A 26,655-nucleotide genomic window follows, 5' to 3' on the forward strand; every position below is an offset into this window, starting at 1 on the left:
GATGGACCTTTTTGAACCGACCCGGAGCCTTTGATGAGAAATTTAATCCTGGGCAAATTTGCCCTTGAACATCCTTATTATTCAACACTCCCGATGTGTGAACCTCATGCGAAGACACACGTCCGTCGTTTCGGTATGCAATTAAAAGGAAAAACCATTTTAATGAACAATTCAAAGAGCATGGAAAAAGAGTTGACCATCGTTACGATCGGCCTGGCACTTGTACTGTTAAAGCTATTGTTTGGCCTGAGAATGGGTATTGTGATTGGGGTCAATGAAGATGTGTTCAAGGATTATATTGGGCAAGGGGTCACGGCTAATCCGGATGTGCATGATTCCAAAAGTGCTGACAAAATTTGGCATTACGCTTAACGGGCTCATTTCCATGCCACAGGCATTGCGGCGTTTTCGCTTGGCTTGGTCATCCTTGTCATATTTTCCACACTTAAACCCACCTAGAAAGCCTCCGCGATCCTTCTGGGACTGAGCAGTTTCTATCCACTCTCCTGGTACACCATGTTTTGGTTGGCGCCGTCCATTGGTCGGGGACCGGCTCACGCGCATATTCTGACAGAGTTTTTTGCTTATACCGGGGTGGGTGGTCTATTGCTGGGAGCCTTTATCCTCTGTGCGAATGTATTTCTCGGCTCCTTTCGAGAGAAACCCAGAACGTAGGTATCCGTTTGAGATGACCTGGAATCCCTGGGTGGAAGGGGTCCTCAGTAAGTAAAGCCTCTCCGTCCAGAATGGTTACTGATGTAATGGCCACAACGGTTTCGTTGTGTGTACCTGTCCACATTCCTTCCCAAAATACCTTGTATTATTTTTGAGAAGTTGGGTCTTGGAACGGACCCCTTGAGGGAAGTGGTTTGCTGTCAATGGCATCCTGGGGTATGTCTTGACTCATGGCATGAGGGAGGTCTGCAATTTTAACGGTAGGAGATGTTTTCGAGATTTCGGAAGAAAATATGAAAGGACTGAACAGAAAAAGTAGAAATAGCAATGGCCAGAAGACCGGTTTTTTTAATGGGCAATAAATGCAGTCATGAGATGTAGTTATCCGATGTTTGGACTTATCCTTTCGTGTGTATGTGTAGCTTATCGGGCTGCTCATATGAGGTTATAGTGATCTTGTTGGCCGTCCTGACACCGATTGTGTACTTATCGGGTATTCATTGAGATTTATTGATGGTCCTCATCTGAACATTTTATGTCTCACCTGAAGTGTCAGGCCCGATCACCACCAGGGTTCCTTGCATGATGGGATGAAATGAACAATGGTAAGGATAGTGGCCGGGCGGTAAATGACGAAGCGTGAATGTGCGGTTGGGGCCAAGAGGGCCGGAATCAAAGGCACATCGTTCACCGTTCTTACACCCATCGTGAGTAATGGAATGAAGGTCGGCGGTCGGGTTTTCCCAGGAAATAAGAGTGCCTGTTCTAATGTGGGCGATGTTCGGGGAATAATACGGAGAGAATGTGCCGAGGATAATTCTAAAGGAAGATGGGCCTGCTGATGCGAAAGGTGCTATCAAAAAAAGACTTACCATCAGAAAAATAAGCATTTTTCTTTTCAGTTGTCCACACACCGCAAATAGTGTCGTCATCATTTTCTCGTTTTTGACTGAATTCTGTGTAACCACTTTTTTCGTTATACCTCTCAATTAGTTCCTAGAAAGCCTTTGGGGGAACCCTGTTCCAAAATGGTCTTGGAAAATGTCTCATCTAATTATACACGTTATGGTCTTGGTGTCGTCAGAGTAAGGAGAGCTACCCCGAGGCCTTTAGGAAGTCCGCTCTCTATGTGAGAAATAATAAAATCCGCATTTTTTTGGAAAGACAAGAGGAACAGAATAAAGGGAAGCTTGCTGTGGTCCAGGTGAGATGGACACCTTGAAAAGAGCGAGAATCGCCACAGGAGCTGTGTCATGAAAGGAAGCCGTAGACGGAAGATTTTAACATGGAACCAATCCGGCAAATTTCTTATACGTAATATCCTTATAAAATGCCCTCACGGTTGCGTTTTTTGTTGATGGAAACTAAATTAACACTTTGAAAGCTTACTTGAAGAGGGAAGACGTGGAAGAAACCATCCTCCTCATTGAAAGTGAGCCTGAGAAGCGTAAGGCCCTCCTTTCCTGCTTGTCCAAAGATTACCAGGTCTTGACCGCGACGACAGGAAAACAAGCCCGGCAGGTGTTAGACCAGATTCCCACCATAGGCGTCATCTTATTCGATGACGGGATTGCCGATGTTTCGAGCGTCGAATTCTTTCAAGAAATCCGGGTGCTCTACCCTAATGTGGTCCGGGTGTTACTAAGTGACTCAGGAGATGAACAGGCTATCTCGGATATCATGAAACGGGAAGCGGTCTATCAGGTGGTGCCCAAATCTATTCCTCCCTGGCATTTGTTGCTGTTGGTCAATCGTGCGTTGGAAAGTCGAGAATTGAGTCGACGCCATCGGTTCCTAAGTCGTGAATTGAAAATTTCCGATAGTGCGTTTCGCAGTCCAAAGGATGGCCTCATGAAACTCATTCGGGAAAGTTATGAATTCGGCAAACTCGTGTTCGCCAGCGACAGTATGTTGGCGGTCTGTAATCTGGCCAAAAGGGCGGCACCGACCGATCTGCCTGTGCTCATCGAAGGTGAAACGGGAACGGGCAAAGAACTTATGGCTCAAGCCATTCATGGATTCAGCGATCGAAAGGGGTATCCCTTTTTGACGCAAAATTGTGGGGCCTTACCTGACGAATTACTCTACTCCGAGCTTTTCGGCCATAAACGCGGGGCATTCACCGGCGCCGTGAGCGATCGATTAGGATTATTTTCTGCTGCGGACGGAGGCACGGTGTTCCTGGATGAAATCTCAGAAGTCTCTCCGACCTTCCAGGTGAGTCTGCTTCGATTCTTACAGGAAGGGGAAATCAAGCCCTTGGGGACGGAACAAACCAAGCATGCGAATGTCCGGATTCTTGCTGCCTCCAACCAGCCCATTAAGGAAGCCGTCAAAGAAGGGAAATTCCGGCAAGATCTGTATTTTCGTCTGCGCGGATTTGAAATCCTTATTCCTCCGCTTCGCGACAGGCCGGAAGATATTCCCGTCCTGGCCGAATACCTGTCTCGTAAATATTCCGAAAGTCTGAATCGGAAAATAGCCGGCATTTCCGTCGAAGTGATGCACCATCTCCAGGCCTATCCATTTCCAGGAAATATCCGGGAGCTGGAAACCGAAATCCATCGGATGGTTTCCCTGGCCGGTGATGGCGAATTCCTGACCATTGAGCATCTTTCACCGGAACTAACCCGGGCCCTCCCTTCTGACGATCGCTTAAAGGGTCGCGGGCACGTCAACGGCGGACGAACCTTAAAGGAGAAGGTGGAACGGCTTGAAGCTCGGATTGTTTCTCAATCCCTTATCCGGCATCGCTGGAACCAAAGTAAGGTGGCCAAGGAACTGGGATTGTCACGCGTGGGGTTAGCCAATAAAATCAAACGTTACAACCTGTATCACGCGACGCACTAAGCCCATGGTGAAATCCGATGCTGATCGTTCACCCGAAGGGGAATACCCTTCTTCTCCTCAGGGTGAGACGCTGCGACATACCAAGGATCGTTCAGGGATGCTTCCTGAACGCCCAGCCCCACAGATGAAGGAACTCGGGATCACTCCACTCGCTCGCCATCTTGAGTTGACTGAAGAGCAGACGAACGGACATTGGTGCAGTCGTTGTCAGGGCATTTGGTACGGTTATACACTCGAAACCCAATGCCCGGCGTGCGGGAACCGCCGTGGATAATTGCAGTCCTCTCTTTTGGCCGACTTTCTGGGCGGTAGGGTTTCTTCTCCAGGTCCAACCTCTTGCCATACGGATCCGCCCTTCGCATCCTGAATCTTCTCAAACTTCTCTCCTTTGAACCTTCACAAAACCGGTCTGTTTCGTTGAATCGAATCCCATGACAAATATGGCAACCTTCTTTGCACTTTCCCAATAACTGCAAACCTTCTTTTCATAGGATAGAGCCGGGTTGGGTTCGGCTGAAATCCCACTCCTACCTCAACCTCATGGAATAGCAGAGATATTCCCAAACTGTCCTGCTCGTCTTTTTCCACACTGTTTGGTCTGGTTGTTGCTCATTCTCATGGATGACTGCACGTTGTTATGTCTTGAAATATTGTCGCGTTCTGACAACCCTTTTTGAGGAGTACGACCATGGCGAATCTACTCTGGCTGCAAGGTGGGGCATGTTCCGGAAATACCATGTCATTTTTGAATGCGGAAGAACCGAGTGCGTGTGATCTGGTGACAGATTTTGGAATCAATGTCTTATGGCACCCTTCTTTGGGAGTCGAGTTGGGAGATAATCTTCAGAAGATCCTCCGTGACTGCATTTCCGGGGCTATCCCGTTGGACATTTTTGTCTTCGAAGGGACCGTCGTGAATGCTCCGAACGGAACAGGGCAATGGAATCGCTTTGCCGCCAGGCCCATGAAGGAATGGGTGCGGGAATTATCTGATGCGGCTCAATATGTGGTGGCGATTGGTGATTGCGCCACATGGGGGGGAATTCCGGCAACCGCCCCGAATCCCAGTGACTCCCAAGGATTGCAATTTTTGAAGAGGAGTCATGGAGGATTTTTAGGAAAAGAATTCCGGTCGAAGGCAGGGTTGCCGGTGATCAATATTCCCGGATGTCCCGCCCATCCTGACTGGATCACCCAGATTGTCGTAGCGGTGGCCACGGGACGAGGCGCGGAAGTGGCCTTGGATGATTTTCAACGGCCCAAGACTTTTTTCCAGAGCTTTACCCAGACCGGATGCACGCGGAATATGCACTTCGCCTACAAGGTTTCGGCCACGGAATTCGGCCAACGCAAAGGATGTTTGTACTATGACCTGGGTTGCCGCGGACCGATGACCCACTCTCCGTGTAACCGGATTCTCTGGAATCGGCAGTCTTCTAAAACGCGTTCCGGTATGCCGTGTCTCGGTTGCACTGAACCGGAATTTCCGTTCTTTGATCTGGCTCCGGGCACCGTTTTTAAAACCCAAACGGTCATGGGCGTACCCAAAGATCTGCCCTTGGGGGTTGATAAGAAGGGGTACATCGCGCTCACCGGCGCCGCGAAAAATGCCGCACCGGCGTGGGCGGAACAGGATATCTTCGTGGTCTAGCCGTTGAATCCGTTTTATCACTCGATAACAGAAGGAGATGAGCCATGGCTGTCCAAACATTAGATATTTCCCCGGTTGGGCGGGTGGAGGGTGATCTGGATGTGAGGGTTGAGGTGGATGATGGGGTGGTCACCAATGCGTGGACACAAGCCGAGTTGTTCCGCGGGTTTGAGATCATTCTGCGCGACAAGGATCCTCAGGCGGGACTCGTAGTGACCCCAAGGGCCTGTGGCATTTGCGGCGCATCCCATTTGACGTGCGCGGCCTGGGCGTTGGATACCGCGTGGAAAACCACTGTTCCGCGTAATGCCATTCTGGCCAGGAACCTGGGGCAAATTGTTGAAAGCCTGCAAAGCCAACCCCGGTATTTTTATGGCCTCTATGCGATTGATCTCACCAACAAAAAATACCGGAAGAATCAATATTATGAAGAGGCTTGCAAACGGTTTGCGCCCTTCACCGGCAAGTCGTACGAAATCGGGGTCACCATTTCCGGGAAGCCAGTGGAAATTTACGCCATTATGGGAGGGCAATGGCCGCATTCCTCCTACATGGTTCCCGGAGGGGTGATGTGCGCGCCAACCCTCTCGGATATCACCCGGGCCTGGTCCATCCTGGAATACTACAAAACCAATTGGCTGGAGCCGGTCTGGTTAGGGTGTTCACTGGAACGGTACGAGCAAATCAAGACGTATAACGATTTTATGGCCTGGTTGGATGAAAACCCTGCTCACGCCAATTCGGATCTCGGGTTCTATTGGCGTATGGGACTGGATATCGGGTTAGGCAAGTATGGCGGTGGGGTCGGGAAATACTTCTCCTGGGGCTATCTGCCACATGAAGATAAATATCAGAAGCCGACGATTGAAACCCGCCAGTCTTCCGTCATTATGAAAGGCGGAGTCTATGATGGCGCAACGGACACCCATCGAGAGGTCAGTCAGGATGTGGTCCGTGAGAACACCACCCACTCCTGGTATGACGAAGGGGGAAGCGATGTGCATCCCTACGATCGGACAACCAAGGCCGTTCAGAACAATGACACGGATTTCGCAGGAACCTACTCCTGGTGCACGGCGGTCCGCCATCTTGACCTGGGACGGCTCGAAGCCGGTCCCTTCGCCCGGCAAATGGTCGCTGGAGGAAGACATGGTGAGGACTGGCAGCATTACGACGGATTTATTTTGGATGTGTATAAGAGAATGGGAGGCCCCAGCCTTCATTTGCGGCAACTGGCCCGCATGCATGAGACGGTGAAGTTGTATCGGCAAGCCGAACGGTGCCTCCGTGAATTTAAGCTTGCCGGTCCTTGGTATATGAAGCCGCAAGAAGAAGATGGACGGGGTTGGGGAGCGACGGAAGCCATCCGGGGGGCTTTGTGCCACTGGATCGATATTAAGGGAGGGAAGATAAAAAATTATCAGATTGTGGCGCCCACAACCTGGAACGTCGGCCCGCGGGATGCCGAAGGTAACCCAGGTCCAATCGAGGAAGCCCTCCTTGGTGCGCCGATCGCCGATCCCACAGATCCGGTGGAAGTTGGCCATGTCGCGAGATCATTTGATTCCTGTCTGGTGTGCACGGTTCATGCCCATGATCGGAAGACCGGCAAGGAATTGGCCAGATTCCGAATCGGGTAAGGCGGCCGGAAAAGGCCGGAGGAGTTGTCTAACCTTATGCCCATTTCATTTTGTGAAAGTGAGGATAGGGGAGTAGCATAGGGTCGAAACACATTTGAATGGGGGTCCGTCCTTCCATGCGTAATGAGGAAGAAGAAAAACTCCGCCAGGAAATCGGCGAACTCCTGGCATCCGGTTTAAAAACCCAAACCGAGCCCTTCCCCGAAACTCAGGTGGAATTCGCACAGCTGCTTTCCGATGTTCGCAAGCTTGATCCACATGATTTGAAGGGGAAACTTATCCTGGCTGGTTTTGCCGATAAACCATACGGGCCGGACCAAATGAGATGTTTGGAGTGTATGTATTATCTTGTCCACCGGAAATGGTGTGACTTGCCTGAATTAGATCTTCCAGTCGAACCAGACTGGTATTGCCGTCTCTGGCGCATCTAATTTCATGGGATTCCAGGAGAACGCCGAGCTGACTGTGGAAGGCTTTTCCAAGTTGAGTGAGGGAATTCATGGTTCAAATTGAACAAGATGCCCTGAGAAAACATTTGAGAACTCTTTTGGAGCAAGGGCTTCAGACCGAATTGGAACCCCGTGCCTACACGAGTGAGGACATCAACCATCTAGTTCATCGCCTGAAGTCCCTTAGGCCTGATGACTATGAGAGAAAGTTACAGATCGCCGGTTTTCAGTTAGATCCCTATCGACCTCAGGAGGAGATGGACGAGGAAATCGTCCAATCTTGTGAGACGTGCATGTATTATGTTGTGCATCAACAATACTGCGAATTGCCCGAATTGGCGATTCCAGTAGAAAAGGATTGGTCGTGTCGTCTGTGGCGAATTTGAGGGAAAAACTTCCAGAAGGTTCAGAGATGCTAGTGATTATCGGTTGCGGCAATCTGAACCGAAGAGACGACGGAGTGGGAATCGTGGTGGCCCAACGGCTTCAAGACTATTTCAGAGACCATCCCCATGCCGCTGTTCAGGTGTATGATGCCGGGACCGGAGGCATGGAAGTCATGTTCCAGGCACGTGATGCCAGCAGAATCATCATCATTGATGCGGCAGTGACGGGATCCGCCTCTGGAACCATCTTTAAGGTTCCCGGTAGTGAAGTCATCAATCGACCACCTTCAGGCTACAGTCTGCATAATTTCCGGTGGGACCATGCGCTCTATGCGGGGCAACAGATTTTTGGGAGTTCCTTTCCCAAAGACGTGACGGTGTATTTAGTCGAGGCAGAGGACACCTCGTTTGGTCTGGAGCTTACCGCGCCCGTCAAGCAGGGGGTCGAAAAGGTATTTGGTCATATCAGGGATGAGGTGAGACGCCATGTTCTGCGCCATGAATCAACAAGAGGGTAAGCCCACTCTCCACTCCCAAGGGCCGGAGGCCAGCCTACATATCCGGAACGGTAATTTCTATCTCAATGCCTCACTGTATGAGCAATATTTTCCGCAGCTTCACAGTGTCATTTTAATGTTAATGAAAAAGGATCGTACCCTCTTGATCCTTCCGGTGGTCAATACCGGTGCAGGCGGCTTACTGTTGAAAATTCGTAATGCCCAGGGAGACCGGGTCATTCATGCACAGGAATTCTGTCGCGTGCATGGCATTGATGAACACTTTGATCAATTGGTTTCAGTGTCCTGGGACGAGAAATCAGCAGGGCTGATGATTCAGATGCCGTCATCGGCCTATCTCGAGGAAAAGGCTCACGTGTGATTGCTCTGTGATTTTTTACCTTCACATCCGGTCAACGCCGAATTTCATTTGGGTTTTTCGAAGGCAAGCAATATTTTTGACTGAAGGGATTTTTCCGATGCGAACCTTGTCGGCGGCTAAGAGGATGATGGTTCTTTCATTGCTTACTGCAAACTAAGTTTTCACTTTGAAATATTAGTTGACATCCATGATTGGCCGTCAAATAATAAAACAAGGAGCGATTCAGCATGAATCAGGAAACCTTTTCTGGCCTTTCCGATCATCGCGTCAAAGCAGCTCTAGCTGCTAGCGAATCTCCTGATGCCACCCCTGTTGAAAAAGTGGAGATGCTCATGGAAATTGCCATGGGCCTCCAGCAAAAACCCAAATCTTCTCAAGACCTCCATCATGCCGCTTCGCTGTATGCTAAAGCTCTCTCCCTGTGTCCAACCGATGAACCGTTGTTGAACGCACGGGTTCAGGCTCGCATGGGAACCGCCTTGAATAGTATGCCGCAAAATGTCCCGGACAATTTGGAGAAAGCTCAAGCCGCATTTGAGGATGCAATTGCGGTCTTGAAACACCATGGTTCACCCGAAGAACTGGCGGAAGCGGAACTCAATCTCGGGCTGACATTGCAGACCCTGGCCGGGTTAGGACGCGGCAAAATTTCCGATGCCATCAATCTCTATTTACGGGCACTCCGGACATTTACCCGTGAACGCTACCCCACGGAATTCACCATCCTGCACAATAATTTGGCCACGGCGTATCTCTCCATTCCTGTGACGGACCAGAATGGAAAAATACGGGAGGCTCTGGCGGTGCAATCCTTTGAAGAAGCCCTGAAAGTTATTACGCTCGTGGATCATCCGACGGAATATGCCATGCTGCAAAATAATCTTGGAAATGCCTTGCAATATGCTTCAAGCAGCCATTCCGTGGGCAATAATCTCCGGGCCGTGGCGGCCTATGATGAAGCCTTAAAAGTGCGGAACCCGAAGGATACGCCTCTCGGGTATGCGAATACGATTTCAAACAAAGCCAATGCGCTGCGAAACCTTCCCGATGATACTGAACATCCTGAGCTGGGCAAGCAGCATAATCTGGCGCTGGCCCGGACGTATTATCAACAGGCCTGTGCGATCTTTGAACAATATGGGGAATCAGACAAAGTGACGATCACTCATGACATGTTGGCGGAACTTGAGGAGGAATTGCAGAGGAATGATCCTTCCCTGCCTTCCCCTCATGGCACATCCGGCAATGGGATGTTGACCCGGACCTAACCGGAATCCTGGAAAGGGGGTGAGCAAGATGGATCTGTCCATTTTTTCGGCTGCCGACCCGCAAGTGACATTCGGTTCAGGGTTATTTTTTCTTGCGATCGCTCTAGTGTTTGGCGCGCTTGGTGGGGCCATCGGTGGCATTCTCGTGGGTGGAAATGCGCTTGGCTATGAGCTGGCGGCCTTGATGGGTTCGTTCTTTGGACCGATTGCGTCCGTTCCGGGTGTGCTGATTGGCCTGCTTATTTTAGCAGCGCTCCTCTGATGATCGTTCTGACGAAGAGGGAATCTTCATGTTCGACATGTTTTGGAATTCGGTCGTGTTGTTTTGCAATGGGAAGTTATTTCAAGACCCTTTCAAGGTCATGATGTTGGCCGGATTGGGAGTCGGGATAGGAGCGGTGTTGTTTGTGGTCTTTGTGAAAATCGGATTCGCCCTGTGGTTTTCGGTGGCCCTGAGCAGTTTGTTCGTTGGTGCCCTTCAACCCCGACTGTTTCGAGATTTGAAATACCGGTGAGCAGGGGATGAGCGTCAAGCCACCTGCGATCGTTGCGAAGGAGGAATTCGTGCAAGGAACCAAACCTGATTTAGCCTCTTTCCTTGGCACAATCGAACGGTTGGAGACGATTGTTTCCCAGTGGGAGGACCCGCATCGGCAGACGGTCCTCGCCTTGCGTGAGTCGATCGATCAACTACACCGGGAAGCCTTATCCCGTATCATCCTCATTTTTAAAGCCGATCCAACAACGCAGGAACTGCTACACCAGGCGGCCTCAGATGAAGTGGTCTATGCCGTCCTCCGGCATCTGGGATTAGTCAAGCCTTCATTGAATGAGCGGGTGGAAGCCGCTCTGGGTAGCGTTCGTCCTCTTCTTCAGTCACACGGCGGGAATGTGGAACTCGTCCGTCTCCAGCTGCCCGACACCGTAGAAATCCGTCTTCTTGGAGCCTGCGACGGTTGCCCCTCTTCCAATTTGACGTTGACTGAAGGTGTGGAAAAAGCCATCAGAGAACAGTGCCCGGAAATTCGCACCATCCACAAGGTCAAAGGGCTGGCTCAGGCGCAGACCGGTAATGGTGTTCCCCTGCATATGGTCAGTCCCTTTGCCAAATCCCGGGATTCGAACTGGGAGGTCGCTCTCCAACTGGAGGAGATCCCCGACGGAGGGATCCTGGTGAAAGAGCTTGACGGACATTCTTTGCTCTTTAGTCGCCAAGGCTCACGAATTTCCTGTTTCGAAAACGCCTGCGCGCATATGGGCATGTCTTTGGAAATGGGGGAAGTCCAGGATGGGATTCTCACCTGCCCTTACCATGGCTTTCAGTATGCCTTGGCCACCGGCGAATGCGTCACGGCTCCCGAGGTGCAGTTACTCTCCCATGACATTCGAGTCACCGGCTCCAACGTTGAGATACACATTTCCAAGTAAACGATCCATCGAAATGAAAACGGCCCTTCGCATCGTTCCTGTTCCAGCCCTCCAACCATCGGAGGAGTCGTCTGTTCCGACAGCCTTGTTTCAAGGAGAGGAACCTTCCGTGGTTCTTGGCGAATGTCGCGATTCCGTTGGATTCCCTTTGCCCATTCAGCCCTCCGCGTCCACGCTCTTCGGTCCACGGGGAGCCTGTGTGATTTCTCAGGAAGGCCCCTTGTGGGTTGCGGATACCGGACACCACCGTTTGTTGGGTTGGGAGCGGGTTCCCACTCAGGATGATACCCCTGCTGATTGGGTGATCGGGCAGCCCGACTTTTTGTCGGAAGGGCGGAATGCCAAAGGGTTCGCCAACGCCGGGACTTTCAACGTTCCGACGGGCATGACTCGATTCCGTGACGGGTTAGCCGTGGCCGATGCGTGGAATCATCGGGTGTTACTGTGGCATCGGGTTCCCCGGGGCAGCCATGTCCCGGCCGATATCGTCCTGGGACAGGAAGATGTTTATTCCACATCCTGTAATCAAGGGCGAACCGTCCCCTCTGCCTGCACTCTGAATTGGCCTTATGGGGTGTACGCAAAAGGGGATACTTTATGTGTGGCGGATACCGGCAACCGTCGTGTGCTCTTATGGCAGACTCCTCCCATACGGAATGGGCAAGCCGCGGACCTCGTCCTGGGACAACAGCGGTTTGATTGTCGTGATGAAAACGCGGGCAGGGAACCGGACGCCATGAGTATGCGATGGCCTCATGCCATGGCCATCTGGCATGGCCACCTGTGTGTCACCGATGCCGGAAACAACCGGATCATGATTTGGGAAGGACTTCCGACCGAACATGGAGAACCATGCCGGTGGATCCTTGGCCAACAGTCGCCGGCTTTAGTCGATCATAATGCCAGTTTGTACTGGCCACGGGCAGAAACACTGAACATGCCTTACGGGATCACGGCCATGCACTCCTGGTTAATCACGGCAGATACTGCCAATTGCCGGATACTGGGCTGGCATGCATCCGGTTTGCAGACAGGAGCCAAAGCCCGGGCGTTAGCTGGCCAACCCACGTACCACGCGAAAGGCGACAACCAGTGGCGATTTCCCGTGAGAGGGAGCCTGTGCTGGCCGTATCAGGTGCATGCATCGGGGAAATGGGTAGTGGTGTCGGACTCAGGCAACAATCGGGTTCAGTTGTGGGCCATGAACGGAGCGTTGCTTTCATGATGGAAACCGCGACGGTGAGCCACTCCCACGGACTGGCCTTCAAAATCCAGGTGTCAGGGCTGGTCCAGGGTGTCGGCTTTCGTCCGATGGTCTGGAACCTGGCCCAACGCTATGATATCCGGGGCCAGGTGTCGAATAATGGAAAAGGGCTTCAGATTCGCGTGGCCGGGGAGAAGGAGCATGTCCGGAAATTCATGGCTGATCTGACGCAGCATCCTCCACCCCTTGCAAAGATTGCCGACGTTTTCACCTGCTCCATTTCCTTGGATGACGTTCCCGAAACCACATTTGTCATCGCCGATAGCGAACACAGTCTTGTGGAGACGGGCATTGTTCCGGATGCGGCCCCTTGTACGGAGTGCGTAAAAGAGATCTTTGATCCCTTTGCCCGCCGGTACCGCTATCCCTTTACCAACTGCACGCATTGCGGACCCCGCCTGACGATTCAGGAAGGGATTCCCTATGACCGGCCTTCCACCACACTGAAGGATTTTCCTCTGTGCGAGGCCTGTCTGAAGGAATATCACGATCCCCAGGACCGGCGGTTTCATGCCCAGCCGATCGCGTGCCACGCATGCGGACCGAAGGTGTGGATTGAACGTATGGATGGAAAACCCTTGACGGTGCATTCCTATACGATGCTGGATGAGGCAGATGCGGTCTGCAGTCTCCTTCAGAAAGGGCACATTCTGGCCATCAAAGGATTAGGCGGTTTTCAACTTGCCTGCGATGCCACCCGGGAGGACGCGGTCAGCCGGCTTCGTGCCTTGAAACACAGGGAGGGAAAACCTCTCGCATTAATGGCGCGCGACCTGGAAGTGATTCGCCGGTATTGTGTGGTAGGGGAGAGGGAAGCCGAACTCTTACAAAGCCAGGCGGCCCCCATTGTCATCCTTAAGCGCCATCCGGAGAGGGCCCTGGCGCCAAGTGTCGCTCCCGGCATGTCGACATATGGGTGTATGTTACCCAACTCACCGCTGCACCACCTGATCCTCCATCGCATGGCTCACCCGATGGTGTTAACCAGCGGGAATCATGCCGGCGAACCCCAGTGGATTGACAATGACCAGGCCAAAGTACATTTGAACAACATTGCCGAGTTTGTGGTCCTGCATGATCGGGGGATTGCCCAACGTGTTGACGATTCGGTGGTCAAAATCATGGATCAGGTTCCACGAGTGCTGCGACGGAGTCGAGGGTTTGCGCCCATACCCATATGGCTTCCCTCGGGCTTCGAGCACAGTCCTGCTATTCTTGCTATGGGCGGTGAACTCAAAAATACCTTCTGTTTCCTGCAAGGTGGACAAGCGTTGCTCTCCCATCATATTGGGGATTTGGAAGACTCTTTGGCCTATGCGGATTATCAACGGGCCATCACACAATACCAACTGCTGTTTGAGCAGAGCCCTGAAATTATCGCCGTTGATCTGCACCCGGAATACCTGTCGAGCAAGCTTGGACGGGCCAAAGCCAACGCCGGGCACCTTCCGATTGTTGAAATTCAACATCACCATGCGCATCTCGCCGCATGTCTGGCGGAAAACGGTGTGCCTGTCACGACGGAACCGGTCCTCGGGGTTATTTTAGATGGATTGGGGTATGGAGACGATCAAACGATTTGGGGTGGAGAGTTTTTGCTGGCGGATTATGCCGGCTTTACACGGGTGGGCACCTTTAAGCCCGTTCCCATGCTCGGAGGAACTCAAGCGATTAAGGAACCATGGCGTAACACCTATGCGCATCTCATGGCCGAGATGGGTTGGCCGGAATTTGCAATGAACTATTCCGGATTGCCGGTGTACGAACTTCTTGAGAAAAAACCCCGCACGATGTTGGACCGCATGCTGCACAATCGAATTAACAGCCCGCTTGCCAGTTCCTGCGGTCGCTTGTTTGATGCCGCCGCCGCCGCAATGGGCATATGTCCCGAGCGGGTCCTTCATGAGGGACAAGCACCGATGGAGATGGAAGCCCTGGTTGACGAGGAGACCCTGTTGCATGAAGATGAGGCCCTGGCGTACCCGTTTTCCATTCCGCGATTGAATCATTCCGGGCTACCCTATGTGGAACCGCTCGGAATGTGGCAAGCGTTGTTGGGGGACCTCGTTCTCAAGACGCCGGTTCCCGTTATGGCGGCACGGTTTCATAAAGGGTTGGCTCACGTGATTTGCCGTATGGTCAACCAATGTGTGCAATCTTCTGATGGACCAAGACGGCTGCAGACCGTGGTCCTGTCCGGGGGCGTGTTTCAGAATCAGGTGTTGTTTGAACTGGTGAAAACGACATTGGAGACAGAAGGTTTTATGGTCCTGTCTCACACACAGGTTCCGATGAATGATGGGGGCCTCGCGTTGGGGCAGGCGACGATTGCCGCAGCTCGTTGTCTGGCATCGAGCCGTGGAGGTGAATCCAGATGTGTTTAGGCATACCCGGCCAAATCGTTGAAATCAGCAATGTGGAACATAAGCTCGCGATCGTAAACGTGGGTGGTGTTCGACGGGAAGTGAATATCGCCTGCATTGTCGATGAGGAGCATTCCCCTGTGTCATGTGTCGGGGATTGGGTGCTGATTCACGTGGGATTTGCCATGAGTCGGATTGACGAAAAGGAAGCTAAGCGGACCATAGAGTTGCTGACTGAAATGGGAGAAGTGCAAACAGAAATCCAGGCGATGCGTCAGTCGAATACCTCCTAAAGGATGGCCGCGTGTCTAATCACAAACCATTAGCCTCCCTCTATCCCTTTCTGCAGCCGTCTTCGAAAGATTCGGCACAAGTCAAACTCGGATTGCTCGAATCGGTGCGGATGAAATCACAAGACAGCCGGCAGGTCATCCAAACCTTTTTCGACGCACAGGGAGAAAAAGTCGTGGCCGCTGCCATGGCCGTCGCGGATATTTATCAACGAGACGGGCGACTGTTTACCATGGGCAATGGCGGATCGAGCTGTGATGCGGCCCATATTGCCGTGGAATTTTTGCATCCAGTCACCACCGGACGCCCTGCGCTTCCCGCCGTCAATTTTGCGGCAGATCAGGCCATGATGACCGCTGTGGGAAATGATGTGGGGTTTGATCACATTTTTGTGCGCCAGTTGATCGCTCAGGGAAAGGCCGGGGACGGAGTGATCGGAGTGTCAACCAGCGGTCACTCCGAAAATATTATGCGGACTTTTGTGAAGGCCAAGGAGATGGGATTGACCACCATTGGCCTGACGGGGGGAGCCGGCGGGGCCATGGCCACATCTTCTTCTCTTGATCATTGTCTGATTGTGCCGACTGAGAGTATTCACCGGATTCAAGAGTGCCATGTTCTGATCTATCACATTCTTTGGGATCTCGTGCACACCCTTCTTGCTGATCATCGCGGCGCGTCGGCCACGAAAAAGGACACCCCATGAAATTTGTCGATGAATTTCGGGATCCCCAAAAGGCCCGGATCCTTCTCCAGGAAATTGAGGGACTGGTGAAACGGATACCCGTCTGCCGCGATCGGCCCATCTGGATCATGGAGGTCTGCGGTGGGCATACTCACACGATTTTTCGCTATGGCCTCAATAAAATGCTTCCGAAAGAAGTGGAATTTATTCATGGCCCTGGCTGTCCGGTTTGTGTCCTTCCCCGTGGTCGCGTGGATGATTGTATCGCCCTGGCTGAGCGAGACGGGGTGATGATGACCACCTTCGGGGATGCCATGCGGGTGACCGGCTCCAAGAAAAATCTTCTCCAGGCCAAAGCCGAGGGAGCCGATGTGCGCATGGTCTATTCACCATTGGACGCCTTGAATCTCGCGCGAATGAAACCTGACAAAGAAGTGGTGTTTTTCGGGCTTGGTTTTGAGACCACCATGCCAAGCACGGCGTTGACCCTTCTCCAGGCAAAGCAAGAAGGGATCAACAATTTCTCGATTTTCTGTAATCACATCACGATCATTCCCACGATCAAGGCCATCCTGGATTCTCCTGATCTTCAGCTTGACGGGTTTTTAGGCCCGGGCCATGTGAGCATGGTGATCGGAACCGAGCCTTACTCCTTCATTGCCCGGTATTATCGAAAGCCCATCACTATCGCCGGTTTTGAACCACTGGACATTTTGCAGTCCGTGTGGATGGTTCTGAAACAATTGGCGGAGGGACGCTGTGAAGTCGAAAATCAATATACCCGGATTGTTCCTCCTGATGGGAACACGCAAGCGTTACAGGCCATTCAAACCGTATTTGAACTCCGGGAATTTTTTGAATGGCGGGGGTTGGGATCCATCGATCACTCCGGGGTCCGAGTCCGTGAGGAATTTTCTGCGTTCGACGCTGAACGAAAATTTCCTCTTCCCAATCTGAAAATTGCCGATCCCACGTCCTGCCAATGCGGAGAAGTGTTGAAGGGGGTGATTAAGCCGAGTCAATGTAAGGTATTTGGCACGGCCTGCACCCCTCAAAATCCCTTGGGAGCGTTGATGGTTTCGACGGAAGGCGCCTGTGCGGCCTACTACAACTACGGCTGGATTCCTGAAGAAGATCTGTATCCTGCCAGAAGCTCGGTGTAAGTCATAATAAGAAAATGTAAAGAATCGGGTGAATATGTTAAATCCTGAATCGCTTACTTCCTCTCAACCGGCTTTCGTCAGGGCCAAGCCTATGCTGAACTCAACCACTAACGATCAACGGATTACCCTGGCTCATGGAAGTGGCGGCAAAGCCATGCGAGATCTCATCCAGAATCTGTTGGTCCCAACCTTTAATAATCCCATCCTTGACACATTAGAAGATCAGGCCACGATTCCGTTGGGGCAATTGCTCCAACATGGTGACCGGCTGGCATTTACGACGGATAGCTATGTGGTGGATCCGTTGTTTTTTCCGGGAGGCAACATTGGCGAGTTGGCCGTGAATGGGACGGTCAATGACCTGGCGGTCAGCGGGGCACGCCCGCTATTTTTGTCATGCGGGCTGGTGATTGAAGAGGGTTTCCCCTTGGAAACCCTCGCCCTCATTGCCTCGGCCATGAAACAGGCTGCTGATCGGGCAGGGGTCTCTATAGTCACAGGAGATACCAAGGTTGTTGAAAAAGGTTCCGCAGATAAGCTCTTTATTAACACGGCGGGTATCGGTGTGATTCGAGAAGGGGTTGCCATTGCGGCAACTAAGGCTCAGGCGGGGGATTCCATCATTACGAACGGTTTTATCGGTGACCACGGCGTGGCCATTCTTCTGGCTCGAAACGAATTGGCCCTGGAAGCCGATGTTCAGAGCGACACTCAACCAGTCCACGATCTGATTTCCCATATGCTGGATGTCTGTTCCCAGATCCATTGTTTGCGGGATGCCACGCGCGGCGGATTGGCCACCGTCCTCAATGAATTCGCCTCGGCCTCGAACGTGTCGATTCAGATTAATGAACCCCATGTGCCTATTCGGGAATCCGTTCGAGGGGCCTGTGAAATTCTCGGACTCGACCCCCTGTACCTGGCCAATGAGGGAAAAATTGTGGCGGTGGTCCCTTCTGAGAACGCTCATGAACTTGTTGAGGCCATGCGGGACCATCCCCTAGGCAAAGACAGCGCCATCATCGGGAGAGTTAAAGCCTCGCCGGCAGGAACGGTGATGCTTGCCACCACCTTCGGAGGAACACGAATCGTGGATACGCTGGTGGGGGATCAATTGCCACGAATCTGCTAGTTTGGAATAGTCATGAAATTATTGAATTCTGAAATACTGGAAATCCTGGAAGACGGGCAACTCCAACGGTTGACCTATGGGGGACTTCTTGCCTTTCATCGGGACAACGCGGTGTGGGGAGCCAGCGTCGGGTATCGCGCCATGCAGGCGGCGGGATGGGCTCTGTCTCATGAGCGGTTATGGGATCGAAAGGGTTTATTCGTCGTCAGCGCCCATCCGGGTCCTGGTGTCCGGGATGCCATCGAGTTTGTGACACGGTGTGTGAGTCAAAGGCGGTTTCAACTACTCGATTCCCACCAGCCTGCTGTATGCAATCAGCACATGCAAATCCGTTGGTGGGTAACCCATCATGATCGAACGGTAGACGTGGAACTCAAAAAGGGATTTGTACCTGCACAATTTTTCGAACTCCTGGGGCGGATAGGATCGGACCGGGAAACACCTTTTGACTCTCTCAATCTCGAAAAACTGAAAGCCGATCTCACCGAGCGGCTGTGGAATGAACCCTTAACGGCTCTTTTTGACGTCACCGCAGGCTGGGGATCCATTGTTCTGGAGCGGTTCGCATGCACGAATTAGGGATCACTCGAAATATTGTGTCCATTGTCACAGAAAAGGCCGGTGGAGAGCCGGTGAAGCGTGTGACGATCGCCATCGGTAAACTCACGGCGGTATTGCCGGAAGCGATCCGGTTTTGTTTCGACATTGTCAGTCAAGGAACCGTGGTGGAAGGCGCTGACTTGGAGATCCTTGAGATTCCGGGAACAGCTGAATGCCGATCCTGTGGAACGCATTTTGAACTCGAGCAACTCTACGGCCGATGTCCGTGTGGTTCCGTCGACATCACGCGGCTCACGGGAGAGGAACTGCTTGTGAAACACATGGTGACAGCCTGATGTGTATAACTTGCGGGTGCTCTGATACAGCCAATCCGAGAGTGACGAACTTGCAAACCGGGCATGCCGATAAAACCGTCCATTCGCATGCCGATCACTCTCATTCCCATGATACCCATGATCATGGGCACCACCATCACGAGCATGAACTTGAAACTCACCATGACCATCGGCATGAACACGAAACCACTGTTCACCTGGAACAAGCCATTTTAGCGAAAAATGATCGCCTGGCTGAACGAAATCGTGGATGGTTTCTCGGCAGAAATATTGTGGCCCTCAATCTCGTGAGTTCGCCGGGCTCAGGTAAAACGACGCTACTCGAACGCACGATTCATGATTTGAAAGATGACATACCCATTTCGGTGATCGAGGGGGATCAGGAAACCGTATTTGATGCCGAGCGCATACGAAAAGCGGGGGGCCCGGTCGTACAAATTAATACCGGAGCCGGGTGCCATTTAGAAGCCGACATGTTGGCACGAGGTTTGGAAACACTCCAGCCTCCATCCAATTCATTGGTGTTGATTGAAAATGTCGGCAATCTGGTCTGTCCTGCGTTATTTGATTTAGGGGAACAGGCGAAAGTCGTGGTTCTTTCTGTCACGGAAGGGGAAGACAAGCCGTTAAAGTATCCGCACATGTTTCAACATGCCAGCGTCTTGATCCTGAATAAAATCGATCTTCTGCCTCATCTTACGTTTGATGTTACAAAGTGCCTGGAATTTGCTCATAGGGTGAATCCCAATCTTCAGGTGTTTCAGGTTTCGGCCACGACTGGCGAAGGCCTTCAACACTGGTATGACTGGGTGACTGCACAGATCAATGCTTCAAATCGGCAGGGTGTTCGCTAATGGTCAGTTTATTGGGGCTCGAGTTTCTGGTGGGAATAAGGTATGCGATCGAGGCTGACCACGCGGCGGCGGTCGCCACATTCGCGACCAAAAACCATTCGGAAGCCAATACGCTCAAGTAGGAATTGAGCTGGGGGCTGGGGATCACGATCACGCTTCTGTTGTTTGGCTCGATGGTATCCTTCTGGAAGCTGCGGTTCCGGAACGACTCGCCAACTGGCTGGAATTGGCCGTGGGGGTCATGCTGGTAGGAATGGGAAGCGATGTGTTACGGAAAATTATACAAGGTCGTATTCATGTTCATGTTCACAAACACCCTCATCAACCTCCTCATGCGCATGCGCATTCCCATCGGGGAGAAATCAATCACCAAACGATGGACCATCATCATTCACATTCAACCACATTTCTTTACCGGGCCATTTTCGTTGGCTTGATGCACGGGATGGCGGGATCCGCTGCGCTCATCCTGCTGACATTCCAACAAATCGTTTCTACGCTGCAAGGGATTATCTACATTGCGACATTCGGTCTTGGAGCAATGCTGGGAAGGGCCACCCTCTCGATGGTCATCGCCATTCCCCTCCGCTATTCATCCCGTTCAATACGTTGGCTTCACAACGGTCTGCAGGTCTCCATCGGCGCGATCACGATTGTCCTTGGGCTCATGCTGATTTACACGACAGGCTCCAGCCTCTTGAGTTAACCTTTCGTTCCTTCCAAAAAATCGGACATTGTTCTCTCTTGACCGTAGTTTCAATATTCTTGAGTTTCAGCGGGCTCAGGTAAAATGAATTGAACTAAGAATCCGCAATCCGCAATCAAAATATACTCCTCGAGTGTTGAGATGTCTCCGGGATCCTGGCCGAACTCTTTGGCCTTTAGGACGCGGCGCATGATTTTTCCTGAACGGGTTTTTGGAAGCGACGGGACAATTTCAATTTCCCGGAGGACGGCGATCTTGCTTAATTCCGCTAAGACATGATCCGGCAAACTTTTAATGAGATCGGGCGTTTCCTGCTGCCTTTGCTTCAGGATGACAAAGGCTTTGATTTGTTCTCCGGCGGTCGGATGCGGTTTGCCGATAACGGCGGTTTCCACCACCGCCTCATGGCTGACTAGGGCACTTTCGACTTCTGCGGTACCGACCCGGTTGCCGGCGACTTTCACGACATCATCCGCCCGGCCCATACACCATAAGTAGCGGTCTTCATCTTTAAGGCAGACGTCGCCGGTGGTGTATACAGCGGGGACGGTAATTCAACACAAGAGAGAACCATTTTTGAAAATCCTAAATCTTTTCGGGTTTCTCTATGGTTAATTTTTGCTATCGGGTATAATTTTTCTAATGAAAATGAATCGGCGGCATGTGGTGCTAAAACAGTTATCCGATCCTGATGATGATTTCGTTCAGGCATTGCCCGCGGAACGATTTCTTATGATCTGGGATTTGACGTCGGAAATTTGGAGCCTGTTGGATCCTGAGCATGCTCAACGAAGACTACAAAGAAATGTTGTCTCTCTTACTCGTCAACAGGGATAAATTCCTGGTGGTTGGGGCTTATGCTTTTGGGGTTCATAGATATCCCCGAGCGACGGGAGACGTCGATATCTGGGTTGAATGTTCAAAAGAGAATTCAAAGCGAATTTACGATTCTTTGATAGCATTCGGGGCAACCATTTCCCCCTTGACTCCTCAAACCTTTATGGAACCTGGTATTGTTTTTCAGATTGGAGTCGCCCCTAGCTGATAGACTTTCTCACCAGTATGGGTCTGTTGAAAAAAGCCGCCAGCGGCGTTCTCGCCATTTTTCCGTGCTCACGTACTACGCGTACGCTCCGCGCGTAAAAACGGCTGCGGCCTTGCTGGACGGACTTTTTTGAACCGACCCGAAGCCTTTAATGAGTAATCTAATCCTGGGCAAATTTGCCCTTGAACATCCTTATTATTCAACACTCCCAGTATTGACGGAGTTGACTTTGTTGAAGCCTATAAAGACAAGGACAGGTCGATTTGGAAGGCCTCATGATTCCCTTTTTATCTAAAGGGTACCTTATCCAAAATAAAGAAGCCACCGGGCGGGAAAAAGATAAACTTGATGTTCGTCAGCTTAAAGAGCGTTTAGGTCAATAGCATTCCTGATTTTATCCCATCAAGCGGACTTCTTTTTCTCTATACATTTTTTCCTATTCTTCAAGAGTTGAAATGTCTCCTGGGTCCTGTCCCAGCTCCTTGGCCTTCAATACCCGCCGCATGATTTTGCCTGAACGGGTTTTGGGAAGCGACGGGACAATTTCAATTTCCCGGGGGACGGCGATCTTGCCTAATTCCCCTAAGACATGATCCTGCAAACTTTTAATGAGATCGGGCGTTTCCTGCTGCCCTTGTTTAAGAATGACAAAGGCTTTGATTTGTTCTCCGGCGGTCGGATGTGGTTTGCCGATAACGGCGGCTTCCACCACCGCCTCATGGCTGACGAGAGCACTTTCGACTTCTGCGGTACCAATCCGGTTGCCGGCCACTTTTACGACATCATCCGCCCGGCCCATAAACCATAAGTAGCCGTCTTCATCTTTATGGCAGACATCGCCGGCGGTGTATACACCGGGGATGGTATTCCAATACAGGAGATAGCGATCCGGCTCGTTATAGATGGTGCGCATCATCGATGGCCAGGGTTTTTTAATGACGGCAAAACCGCCGCCATGCTCCACCGTCTTGCCTTCCCGGTCCATGACATCCGCTTCGATGCCTAAAAAACCACGGGTGGCAGAGCCTGGTTTGAGCGGGACGCAGGGGAGGGGTGTGACCATGATCATGCCGGTTTCCGTCTGCCACCAGGTATCCATGATGGGTTTGGTGCCACCGGTCACCCGATGAAACCATTCCCAGGCTTCTGGATTGATCGGTTCACCCACCGATCCTAAAACCTTGAGGGAGGAGAGATCGTATTTTTTCGGCCAGTCTTCTCCAAATTTCATGAGCAGCCGAATGGCCGTCGGAGTGGTATAAAAAATCGAGACGCCATAGCGTTCAATGAGATCCCACCAGCGCCCTGGATTGGGATAGTCGGGTTTGCCTTCTGCCGTTAAAATCGTGGCTCCGTTTAAGAGTGGTCCATAGACGATATAACTATGACCGGTGACCCACCCCGGATCCGCCACACAAAAATAGACATCTTCGTCTTTAAGGTCGAAGACATATTTGGTTGTGATGTAGGTGCCCACCATATAGCCGCCATGAACATGAACGACACCTTTAGGTTTTCCCGTGGTTCCTGAAGTATAGAGGATGTAGAGCGGAGTTTCGGAATCAAGCTGTTCGGCTTCACACTTTGGAGATTGGTCTTTGAGCCAGGCTTCCCAATCCAATTCCTTCGGGGCCTGAAGAGGGGAGGATGATTGTTCCCGTTGGACCACGATGACTTTTTCCACGGTCTGGCATTTGGCAACGGCTTCATCGACGACCGGCTTGAGGGGGATTTTCCGACTGCGGTCATACCCCACATCCGCGGTGATGACCACCCGCGCTTGGCATGCCTCTATGCGTGCCGCTAACGCTGTGGCACTAAAACCGGAATACACCACCGTATGGATCACTCCGATGCGAGCACAGGCCAACATGGCCACAATTTGCTCGGGGATTTTCGGGAGATAGATGGTCACCCGGTCGCCCTGGTTGAGGCCCAGGCTTTTGAGGGCATTGGCGCACTTGTTGACCTGCCGGTATAACTCGCCATAAGTCAGGATTCGTTCCTGGCCTTCTTCTCCGACCCAGATGACGGCCACTTTGTTTTTTCGCCAGGTTTGGACATGGCGATCGAGACAGTTGTAAGCAATGTTGCAGGTACCTCCCACGAACCATTTGGCCCAGGGATAGTTCCAGTCCAAGACCTTATTCCAGGGAGAAAACCAGTGGAGTTCCTTGGCAATGCCGTCCCAGAATTTTTCAGGATTCGCAATGGACTGTTTGTAAGCGCTTTCATAATCTTGAATATGGGCGTTGGCGGTGACGTCGGGTGAGGGAGGAATGACCCGGGTTGATCGTTGCAGTGTTTCAATATTTTCACTCATCAGGTTTGTTCCTCCTTAGTTACGCATTTGGGACACCACCAAGAACATGTTTTCTCAGCGAGAAGGCTGTTAAGCCCATTATGCTGTCCTTGGCTCGTTGCTTCAAGAGGGCAGGGATTAAAGACTGTGAAAAAGAGGTGAGCATTGAAAAGGGTTTGGAGGCTATGAACGAAAGACCCGTCGCTGACCGCAAGCCCTTGGGACTTTTATTTAAAATGGCATTGAGATGGATGAGAGAAGTTCAGAGGGGCTGTGTTTTTAATTTAGTGCATGGCGGGGTTTGGCAAGTTGGGCTTGGAGGCGTCCATATTTCGCGGCGTAATCCTGTTGACTGCGGCGAATGACCTCATGGGCTTCCTCGCGGCCATACACATGTGTAATTTCGCAATTCTTTTTTTGGGAGCCGGGAGCATCTTTGTAAGTCAGGAAGTAATGCATGAGACGTTCCACAAAGTGGACGGGACAGGCCTTGATATCGGTCCATTGTTCATGGAGCGCATCACCCTTAAGGACGGCCACAATTTTATCATCGGCTTCATCCCCATCGATCATACGTAAGCCACCAATCGGAATGGCTTGGAGCAAAACATCTCCATGGATAATGCTTTTCTCAGTCAAAACACAAATGTCTAATGGATCCAGGTCACCGACGAGGCCAGGCCGATGGGTACATTCGGCACTGAATGCTGCGACAGATTGCCCGCAGTAAGTTTGAGGTATTAATCCATACAGCGTGGGGCACACATTGGAATAGCGCTGGGGCCGGTCCACTCGTAAATGGCCGGACTTTTTATCCAATTCATATTTAACCGTGTCCGTGGGCACTATTTCCACATAGACCGTGACGGTGAGTGGTGCCTCTTCTCCTATTTCGACACCGTGCCACGGATGGGATTTACAGGGAAATCCAAAATTTTGCCAAAGTGAGAAAAATTCTTGTTCGTTCATAAAAATTTTTCCAGGTGTGGGATGAGTGAGCCCGGTTAAGGCGCAATGACCTCCAGTAGGTTTCGGTCTGAATCTTCTTCATCTTAACCGGCCACGCGTGCCTGGGATGCTGGTAATTATTGAACAGGAACGAAGAAAAACGAAACAGATGAGTACCAAACCGGGAGCAGAGTTACGACTGTCTTGTCTGAGGTTGATGGGCGGGGTGAAGCCAATCAAGGAAGGTTTTGACGGGATTAAAGTTGGCGCGGGGAATTTCCACGAAAATGGTAATCCAATGTGCCATTCCTCCATTCCACAGGCCTGGCCATTCCAAGGCTTTGAGGGGACGACCCTGGTAGGATTTCATGCCGATGAAGCCGGTTCCGGGATCGACGTACTCCAGGAGGTTAAAGGGATTACCTTGAAAATCACGGACTCCGCAGACCAGATCAACCGGATTGAAATGAGTTCCAGAGGTAAAGAGCTTTTGTTGAGCTTCAGAATCGGGATTGACTTGGGATTGCTCGACGATTTGCCTGGACGGGGCGTCCTCGGGGTGCGCAACCCAAAATGGTCCTCCGCCCGGATCGCCGGTATTGGGGACAACCCCACAGACACGGATGGGCCGATCTAGATACTGCTTTAATAATGTGGCTTGATCGGGAAGCGCCAATTCTCGATACGATTGGGGAAGTGGAAGAAGGAGTTCTTGCAGGATACAGGTTTCCGCCTGATGGACATTTTTCGCATCTGCGGGGAGCGAGCTGAGTTGTGCTATATGGTGAAACGCATGTTGTTGAAGCTCCATCAGGTAGCCTCCCAATGCCTTTCTCCATGCGACAATCGGATCTTTCAAATGATCAGGGACGACGTTGTCGATATTGGAAATGAAAATGATGTCTCCCTGGTAGTCATTTAAATTTTCCAATAGCGCCCCATGCCCTCCCGGTCGAAAAACCAGAGTGCCATCTTCGCCACGAAATGGCTGGTTGGCAGAGTCTAGCGCGACGGTGTCGGTCGATGGTTTTTGGAAGGAGACCGTGCAATCAAGTTTCCACCCCTGTCTTCCCAAAGTCTGTTGGATGGTATGCAAATGGGTTTTAATGGCTTGTTCAAATTGAGGAGAAACGGTCAAATGAATCTTTATTGAATTGAGTTGATTGGGATGATATCTGATGGCTTCGTGAATATGTTCCTCGAGTGCGGTGCGGGGTCCCTCTTGGTAGCGATGGAAGGAGAGGAGGGCCTTGGGCAATTCGGCATAGCCAAGTCCGGGCGTCTTGAGGACCGCTTGAAGAATCGTATTGATATCATGTGTATGCTGATCCGTTGGAGGGAGTTGTCCCTGCCCATGGAGATACTGTTCTAAATCAGGAATAAACGGGAAATCCTGTAAGCGCGTCCAGGCCTGATCGACAGCGTGGGGAAGAGATGGGGCCTGATTTGAAGAGGATTCGGGTGAGGCCTCCTGGGACAAAAATTTGAGGAGGTCATTGAACATACGAGTGGCGGCTCCGGATGCAGGAATAAATTTACTGACTCGGTCCGCCTGACGGGCCGCTTCAAACTGTTGTTGGTACTTGGAGAAGTGTTCTGGACGGAGTTGGACAATCCCATCGTTCAACCGGCATGGACGAATGATGGTGATCGGAGGGACTCCATGACGCAGTCGCTGAAGTTGTGATTCCACCTGAAACGTGGAAATCCCGCGGCGTATTAACTCAAGATGATCCTCAGGCGTCAGCATGGCGTTTGTGTATTCCAGTTTAACCGAGAT

General features: G+C 51.5%; 29 protein-coding genes. 25 read left to right on the forward strand and 4 right to left on the reverse strand.

All coding sequences use genetic code 11. From position 1 onward, the window contains the following. Positions 1-33 precede the first annotated feature (33 nt). The 24 genes from ACTRXD_RS05395 (at position 34) to ACTRXD_RS05510 (ending at position 20,580) form a co-directional block, all read left to right on the forward strand. Positions 34-372, forward strand: a complete 339-nt coding sequence (locus ACTRXD_RS05395) for a hypothetical protein (protein ID WP_442430819.1) — start codon at positions 34-36, stop codon at positions 370-372. A gap of 1,707 nt (positions 373-2,079) precedes the next feature. Then, a complete protein-coding gene (locus ACTRXD_RS05400) occupies positions 2,080-3,525 on the forward strand; it encodes a sigma-54-dependent transcriptional regulator (RefSeq protein ID WP_442430820.1) in 1,446 nt (481 codons plus the stop codon). A 4-nt stretch (positions 3,526-3,529) separates the two neighbouring features. Next, positions 3,530-3,799 carry a hypothetical protein gene (locus ACTRXD_RS05405; protein WP_442430821.1) on the forward strand — a complete coding sequence of 90 codons (270 nt, stop codon included), beginning with the start codon at positions 3,530-3,532 and terminating at the stop codon, positions 3,797-3,799. Between the two features lie 414 nt (positions 3,800-4,213). Continuing rightward, entirely contained in the window at positions 4,214-5,176 is a 963-nt protein-coding gene (locus ACTRXD_RS05410; protein WP_442430822.1) for a hydrogenase, read from the forward strand. 44 nt (positions 5,177-5,220) lie between these two features. Then, positions 5,221-6,816, forward strand: a complete 1,596-nt coding sequence (locus ACTRXD_RS05415) for a nickel-dependent hydrogenase large subunit (protein WP_442430823.1) — start codon at positions 5,221-5,223, stop codon at positions 6,814-6,816. 116 nt (positions 6,817-6,932) lie between these two features. After that, the gene (locus tag ACTRXD_RS05420) at positions 6,933-7,247 is read left to right on the forward strand and encodes a hypothetical protein (protein ID WP_442430824.1); all 315 of its coding nucleotides are present in this window, start codon (positions 6,933-6,935) and stop codon (positions 7,245-7,247) included. Positions 7,248-7,315: 68 nt separating this feature from the next. Continuing rightward, on the forward strand, positions 7,316-7,651 hold the full coding sequence (locus ACTRXD_RS05425; RefSeq protein ID WP_442430825.1) for a hypothetical protein: 336 nt from the start codon (positions 7,316-7,318) through the stop codon (positions 7,649-7,651). Positions 7,652-7,677: 26 nt separating this feature from the next. Continuing rightward, positions 7,678-8,169, forward strand: a complete 492-nt coding sequence (locus ACTRXD_RS05430; protein WP_442430826.1) for a hydrogenase maturation protease — start codon at positions 7,678-7,680, stop codon at positions 8,167-8,169. Beyond that, positions 8,150-8,530, forward strand: coding sequence for a hypothetical protein (locus ACTRXD_RS05435; RefSeq protein ID WP_442430827.1), 381 nt, complete (start codon positions 8,150-8,152; stop codon positions 8,528-8,530). The genes ACTRXD_RS05430 and ACTRXD_RS05435 overlap by 20 nt, the downstream gene beginning before the upstream one ends. A gap of 227 nt (positions 8,531-8,757) precedes the next feature. Next, positions 8,758-9,798 carry a hypothetical protein gene (locus ACTRXD_RS05440; protein ID WP_442430828.1) on the forward strand — a complete coding sequence of 347 codons (1,041 nt, stop codon included), beginning with the start codon at positions 8,758-8,760 and terminating at the stop codon, positions 9,796-9,798. 28 nt (positions 9,799-9,826) lie between these two features. After that, a complete protein-coding gene (locus ACTRXD_RS05445; RefSeq protein WP_442430829.1) occupies positions 9,827-10,060 on the forward strand; it encodes a hypothetical protein in 234 nt (77 codons plus the stop codon). Positions 10,061-10,088: 28 nt separating this feature from the next. After that, complete coding sequence (locus ACTRXD_RS05450; protein WP_442430830.1) at positions 10,089-10,313, forward strand: hypothetical protein; 225 nt, start codon at positions 10,089-10,091, stop codon at positions 10,311-10,313. Positions 10,314-10,320: 7 nt separating this feature from the next. Continuing rightward, positions 10,321-11,226 carry a NifU family protein gene (locus ACTRXD_RS05455; RefSeq protein ID WP_442430831.1) on the forward strand — a complete coding sequence of 302 codons (906 nt, stop codon included), beginning with the start codon at positions 10,321-10,323 and terminating at the stop codon, positions 11,224-11,226. A 13-nt stretch (positions 11,227-11,239) separates the two neighbouring features. After that, a complete protein-coding gene (locus ACTRXD_RS05460; protein ID WP_442430832.1) occupies positions 11,240-12,451 on the forward strand; it encodes a hypothetical protein in 1,212 nt (403 codons plus the stop codon). Then, positions 12,448-14,874: a carbamoyltransferase HypF gene (gene hypF, locus ACTRXD_RS05465; protein ID WP_442430833.1), complete on the forward strand. Its 2,427-nt coding sequence runs from the start codon at positions 12,448-12,450 to the stop codon at positions 14,872-14,874. Before ACTRXD_RS05460 ends, hypF begins: the two co-directional genes overlap by 4 nt. Continuing rightward, a complete protein-coding gene (locus ACTRXD_RS05470; RefSeq protein ID WP_442430834.1) occupies positions 14,865-15,146 on the forward strand; it encodes a HypC/HybG/HupF family hydrogenase formation chaperone in 282 nt (93 codons plus the stop codon). The genes hypF and ACTRXD_RS05470 overlap by 10 nt, the downstream gene beginning before the upstream one ends. An 11-nt stretch (positions 15,147-15,157) precedes the next feature. Further along, on the forward strand, positions 15,158-15,850 hold the full coding sequence (locus tag ACTRXD_RS05475) for a D-sedoheptulose-7-phosphate isomerase (RefSeq protein WP_442430835.1): 693 nt from the start codon (positions 15,158-15,160) through the stop codon (positions 15,848-15,850). Continuing rightward, positions 15,847-16,992 carry a hydrogenase formation protein HypD gene (gene hypD / locus ACTRXD_RS05480; protein ID WP_442430836.1) on the forward strand — a complete coding sequence of 382 codons (1,146 nt, stop codon included), beginning with the start codon at positions 15,847-15,849 and terminating at the stop codon, positions 16,990-16,992. Before ACTRXD_RS05475 ends, hypD begins: the two co-directional genes overlap by 4 nt. 91 nt (positions 16,993-17,083) lie before the next feature. Further along, positions 17,084-18,124, forward strand: a complete 1,041-nt coding sequence (gene hypE, locus ACTRXD_RS05485; protein ID WP_442431016.1) for a hydrogenase expression/formation protein HypE — start codon at positions 17,084-17,086, stop codon at positions 18,122-18,124. A 12-nt stretch (positions 18,125-18,136) separates the two neighbouring features. Beyond that, positions 18,137-18,703, forward strand: a complete 567-nt coding sequence (locus tag ACTRXD_RS05490) for a hypothetical protein (RefSeq protein ID WP_442430837.1) — start codon at positions 18,137-18,139, stop codon at positions 18,701-18,703. Further along, entirely contained in the window at positions 18,691-19,020 is a 330-nt protein-coding gene (locus tag ACTRXD_RS05495; protein WP_442430838.1) for a hydrogenase maturation nickel metallochaperone HypA/HybF, read from the forward strand. Before ACTRXD_RS05490 ends, ACTRXD_RS05495 begins: the two co-directional genes overlap by 13 nt. Then, entirely contained in the window at positions 19,020-19,874 is an 855-nt protein-coding gene (hypB, locus tag ACTRXD_RS05500; RefSeq protein ID WP_442430839.1) for a hydrogenase nickel incorporation protein HypB, read from the forward strand. The genes ACTRXD_RS05495 and hypB overlap by 1 nt, the downstream gene beginning before the upstream one ends. Further along, positions 19,874-19,996, forward strand: coding sequence for a hypothetical protein (locus tag ACTRXD_RS05505; RefSeq protein ID WP_442430840.1), 123 nt, complete (start codon positions 19,874-19,876; stop codon positions 19,994-19,996). Before hypB ends, ACTRXD_RS05505 begins: the two co-directional genes overlap by 1 nt. Before the next feature lie 110 nt (positions 19,997-20,106). Continuing rightward, a complete protein-coding gene (locus tag ACTRXD_RS05510) occupies positions 20,107-20,580 on the forward strand; it encodes a hypothetical protein (RefSeq protein WP_442430841.1) in 474 nt (157 codons plus the stop codon). A gap of 50 nt (positions 20,581-20,630) precedes the next feature. Here ACTRXD_RS05510 and ACTRXD_RS05515 read toward each other — a convergent pair whose 3' ends face one another. Further along, positions 20,631-21,065 (reverse strand): AMP-binding enzyme, encoded by a 435-nt coding sequence (locus tag ACTRXD_RS05515; RefSeq protein ID WP_442430842.1) that lies wholly within the window; start codon positions 21,063-21,065, stop codon positions 20,631-20,633. 157 nt (positions 21,066-21,222) lie between these two features. Here ACTRXD_RS05515 and ACTRXD_RS05520 point away from each other — a divergent pair, with 157 nt between their 5' ends. Then, positions 21,223-21,417, forward strand: a complete 195-nt coding sequence (locus tag ACTRXD_RS05520) for a hypothetical protein (protein ID WP_442430843.1) — start codon at positions 21,223-21,225, stop codon at positions 21,415-21,417. 644 nt (positions 21,418-22,061) lie between these two features. Here ACTRXD_RS05520 and acs read toward each other — a convergent pair. From acs to ACTRXD_RS05535, 3 genes are all read right to left on the reverse strand, one after another. Then, positions 22,062-23,948 carry an acetate--CoA ligase gene (gene acs, locus ACTRXD_RS05525; RefSeq protein WP_442430844.1) on the reverse strand — a complete coding sequence of 629 codons (1,887 nt, stop codon included), beginning with the start codon at positions 23,946-23,948 and terminating at the stop codon, positions 22,062-22,064. A gap of 258 nt (positions 23,949-24,206) precedes the next feature. Next, on the reverse strand, positions 24,207-24,896 hold the full coding sequence (locus ACTRXD_RS05530) for an inorganic pyrophosphatase (protein WP_442430845.1): 690 nt from the start codon (positions 24,894-24,896) through the stop codon (positions 24,207-24,209). 172 nt (positions 24,897-25,068) lie between these two features. Beyond that, entirely contained in the window at positions 25,069-26,625 is a 1,557-nt protein-coding gene (locus ACTRXD_RS05535; RefSeq protein WP_442430846.1) for a DUF4301 family protein, read from the reverse strand. Between the last annotated feature and the right edge of the window lie 30 nt (positions 26,626-26,655).

The organism is Nitrospira sp. T9 (genome assembly GCF_052156535.1).
Lineage (GTDB): Bacteria > Nitrospirota > Nitrospiria > Nitrospirales > UBA8639 > Nitrospira_E.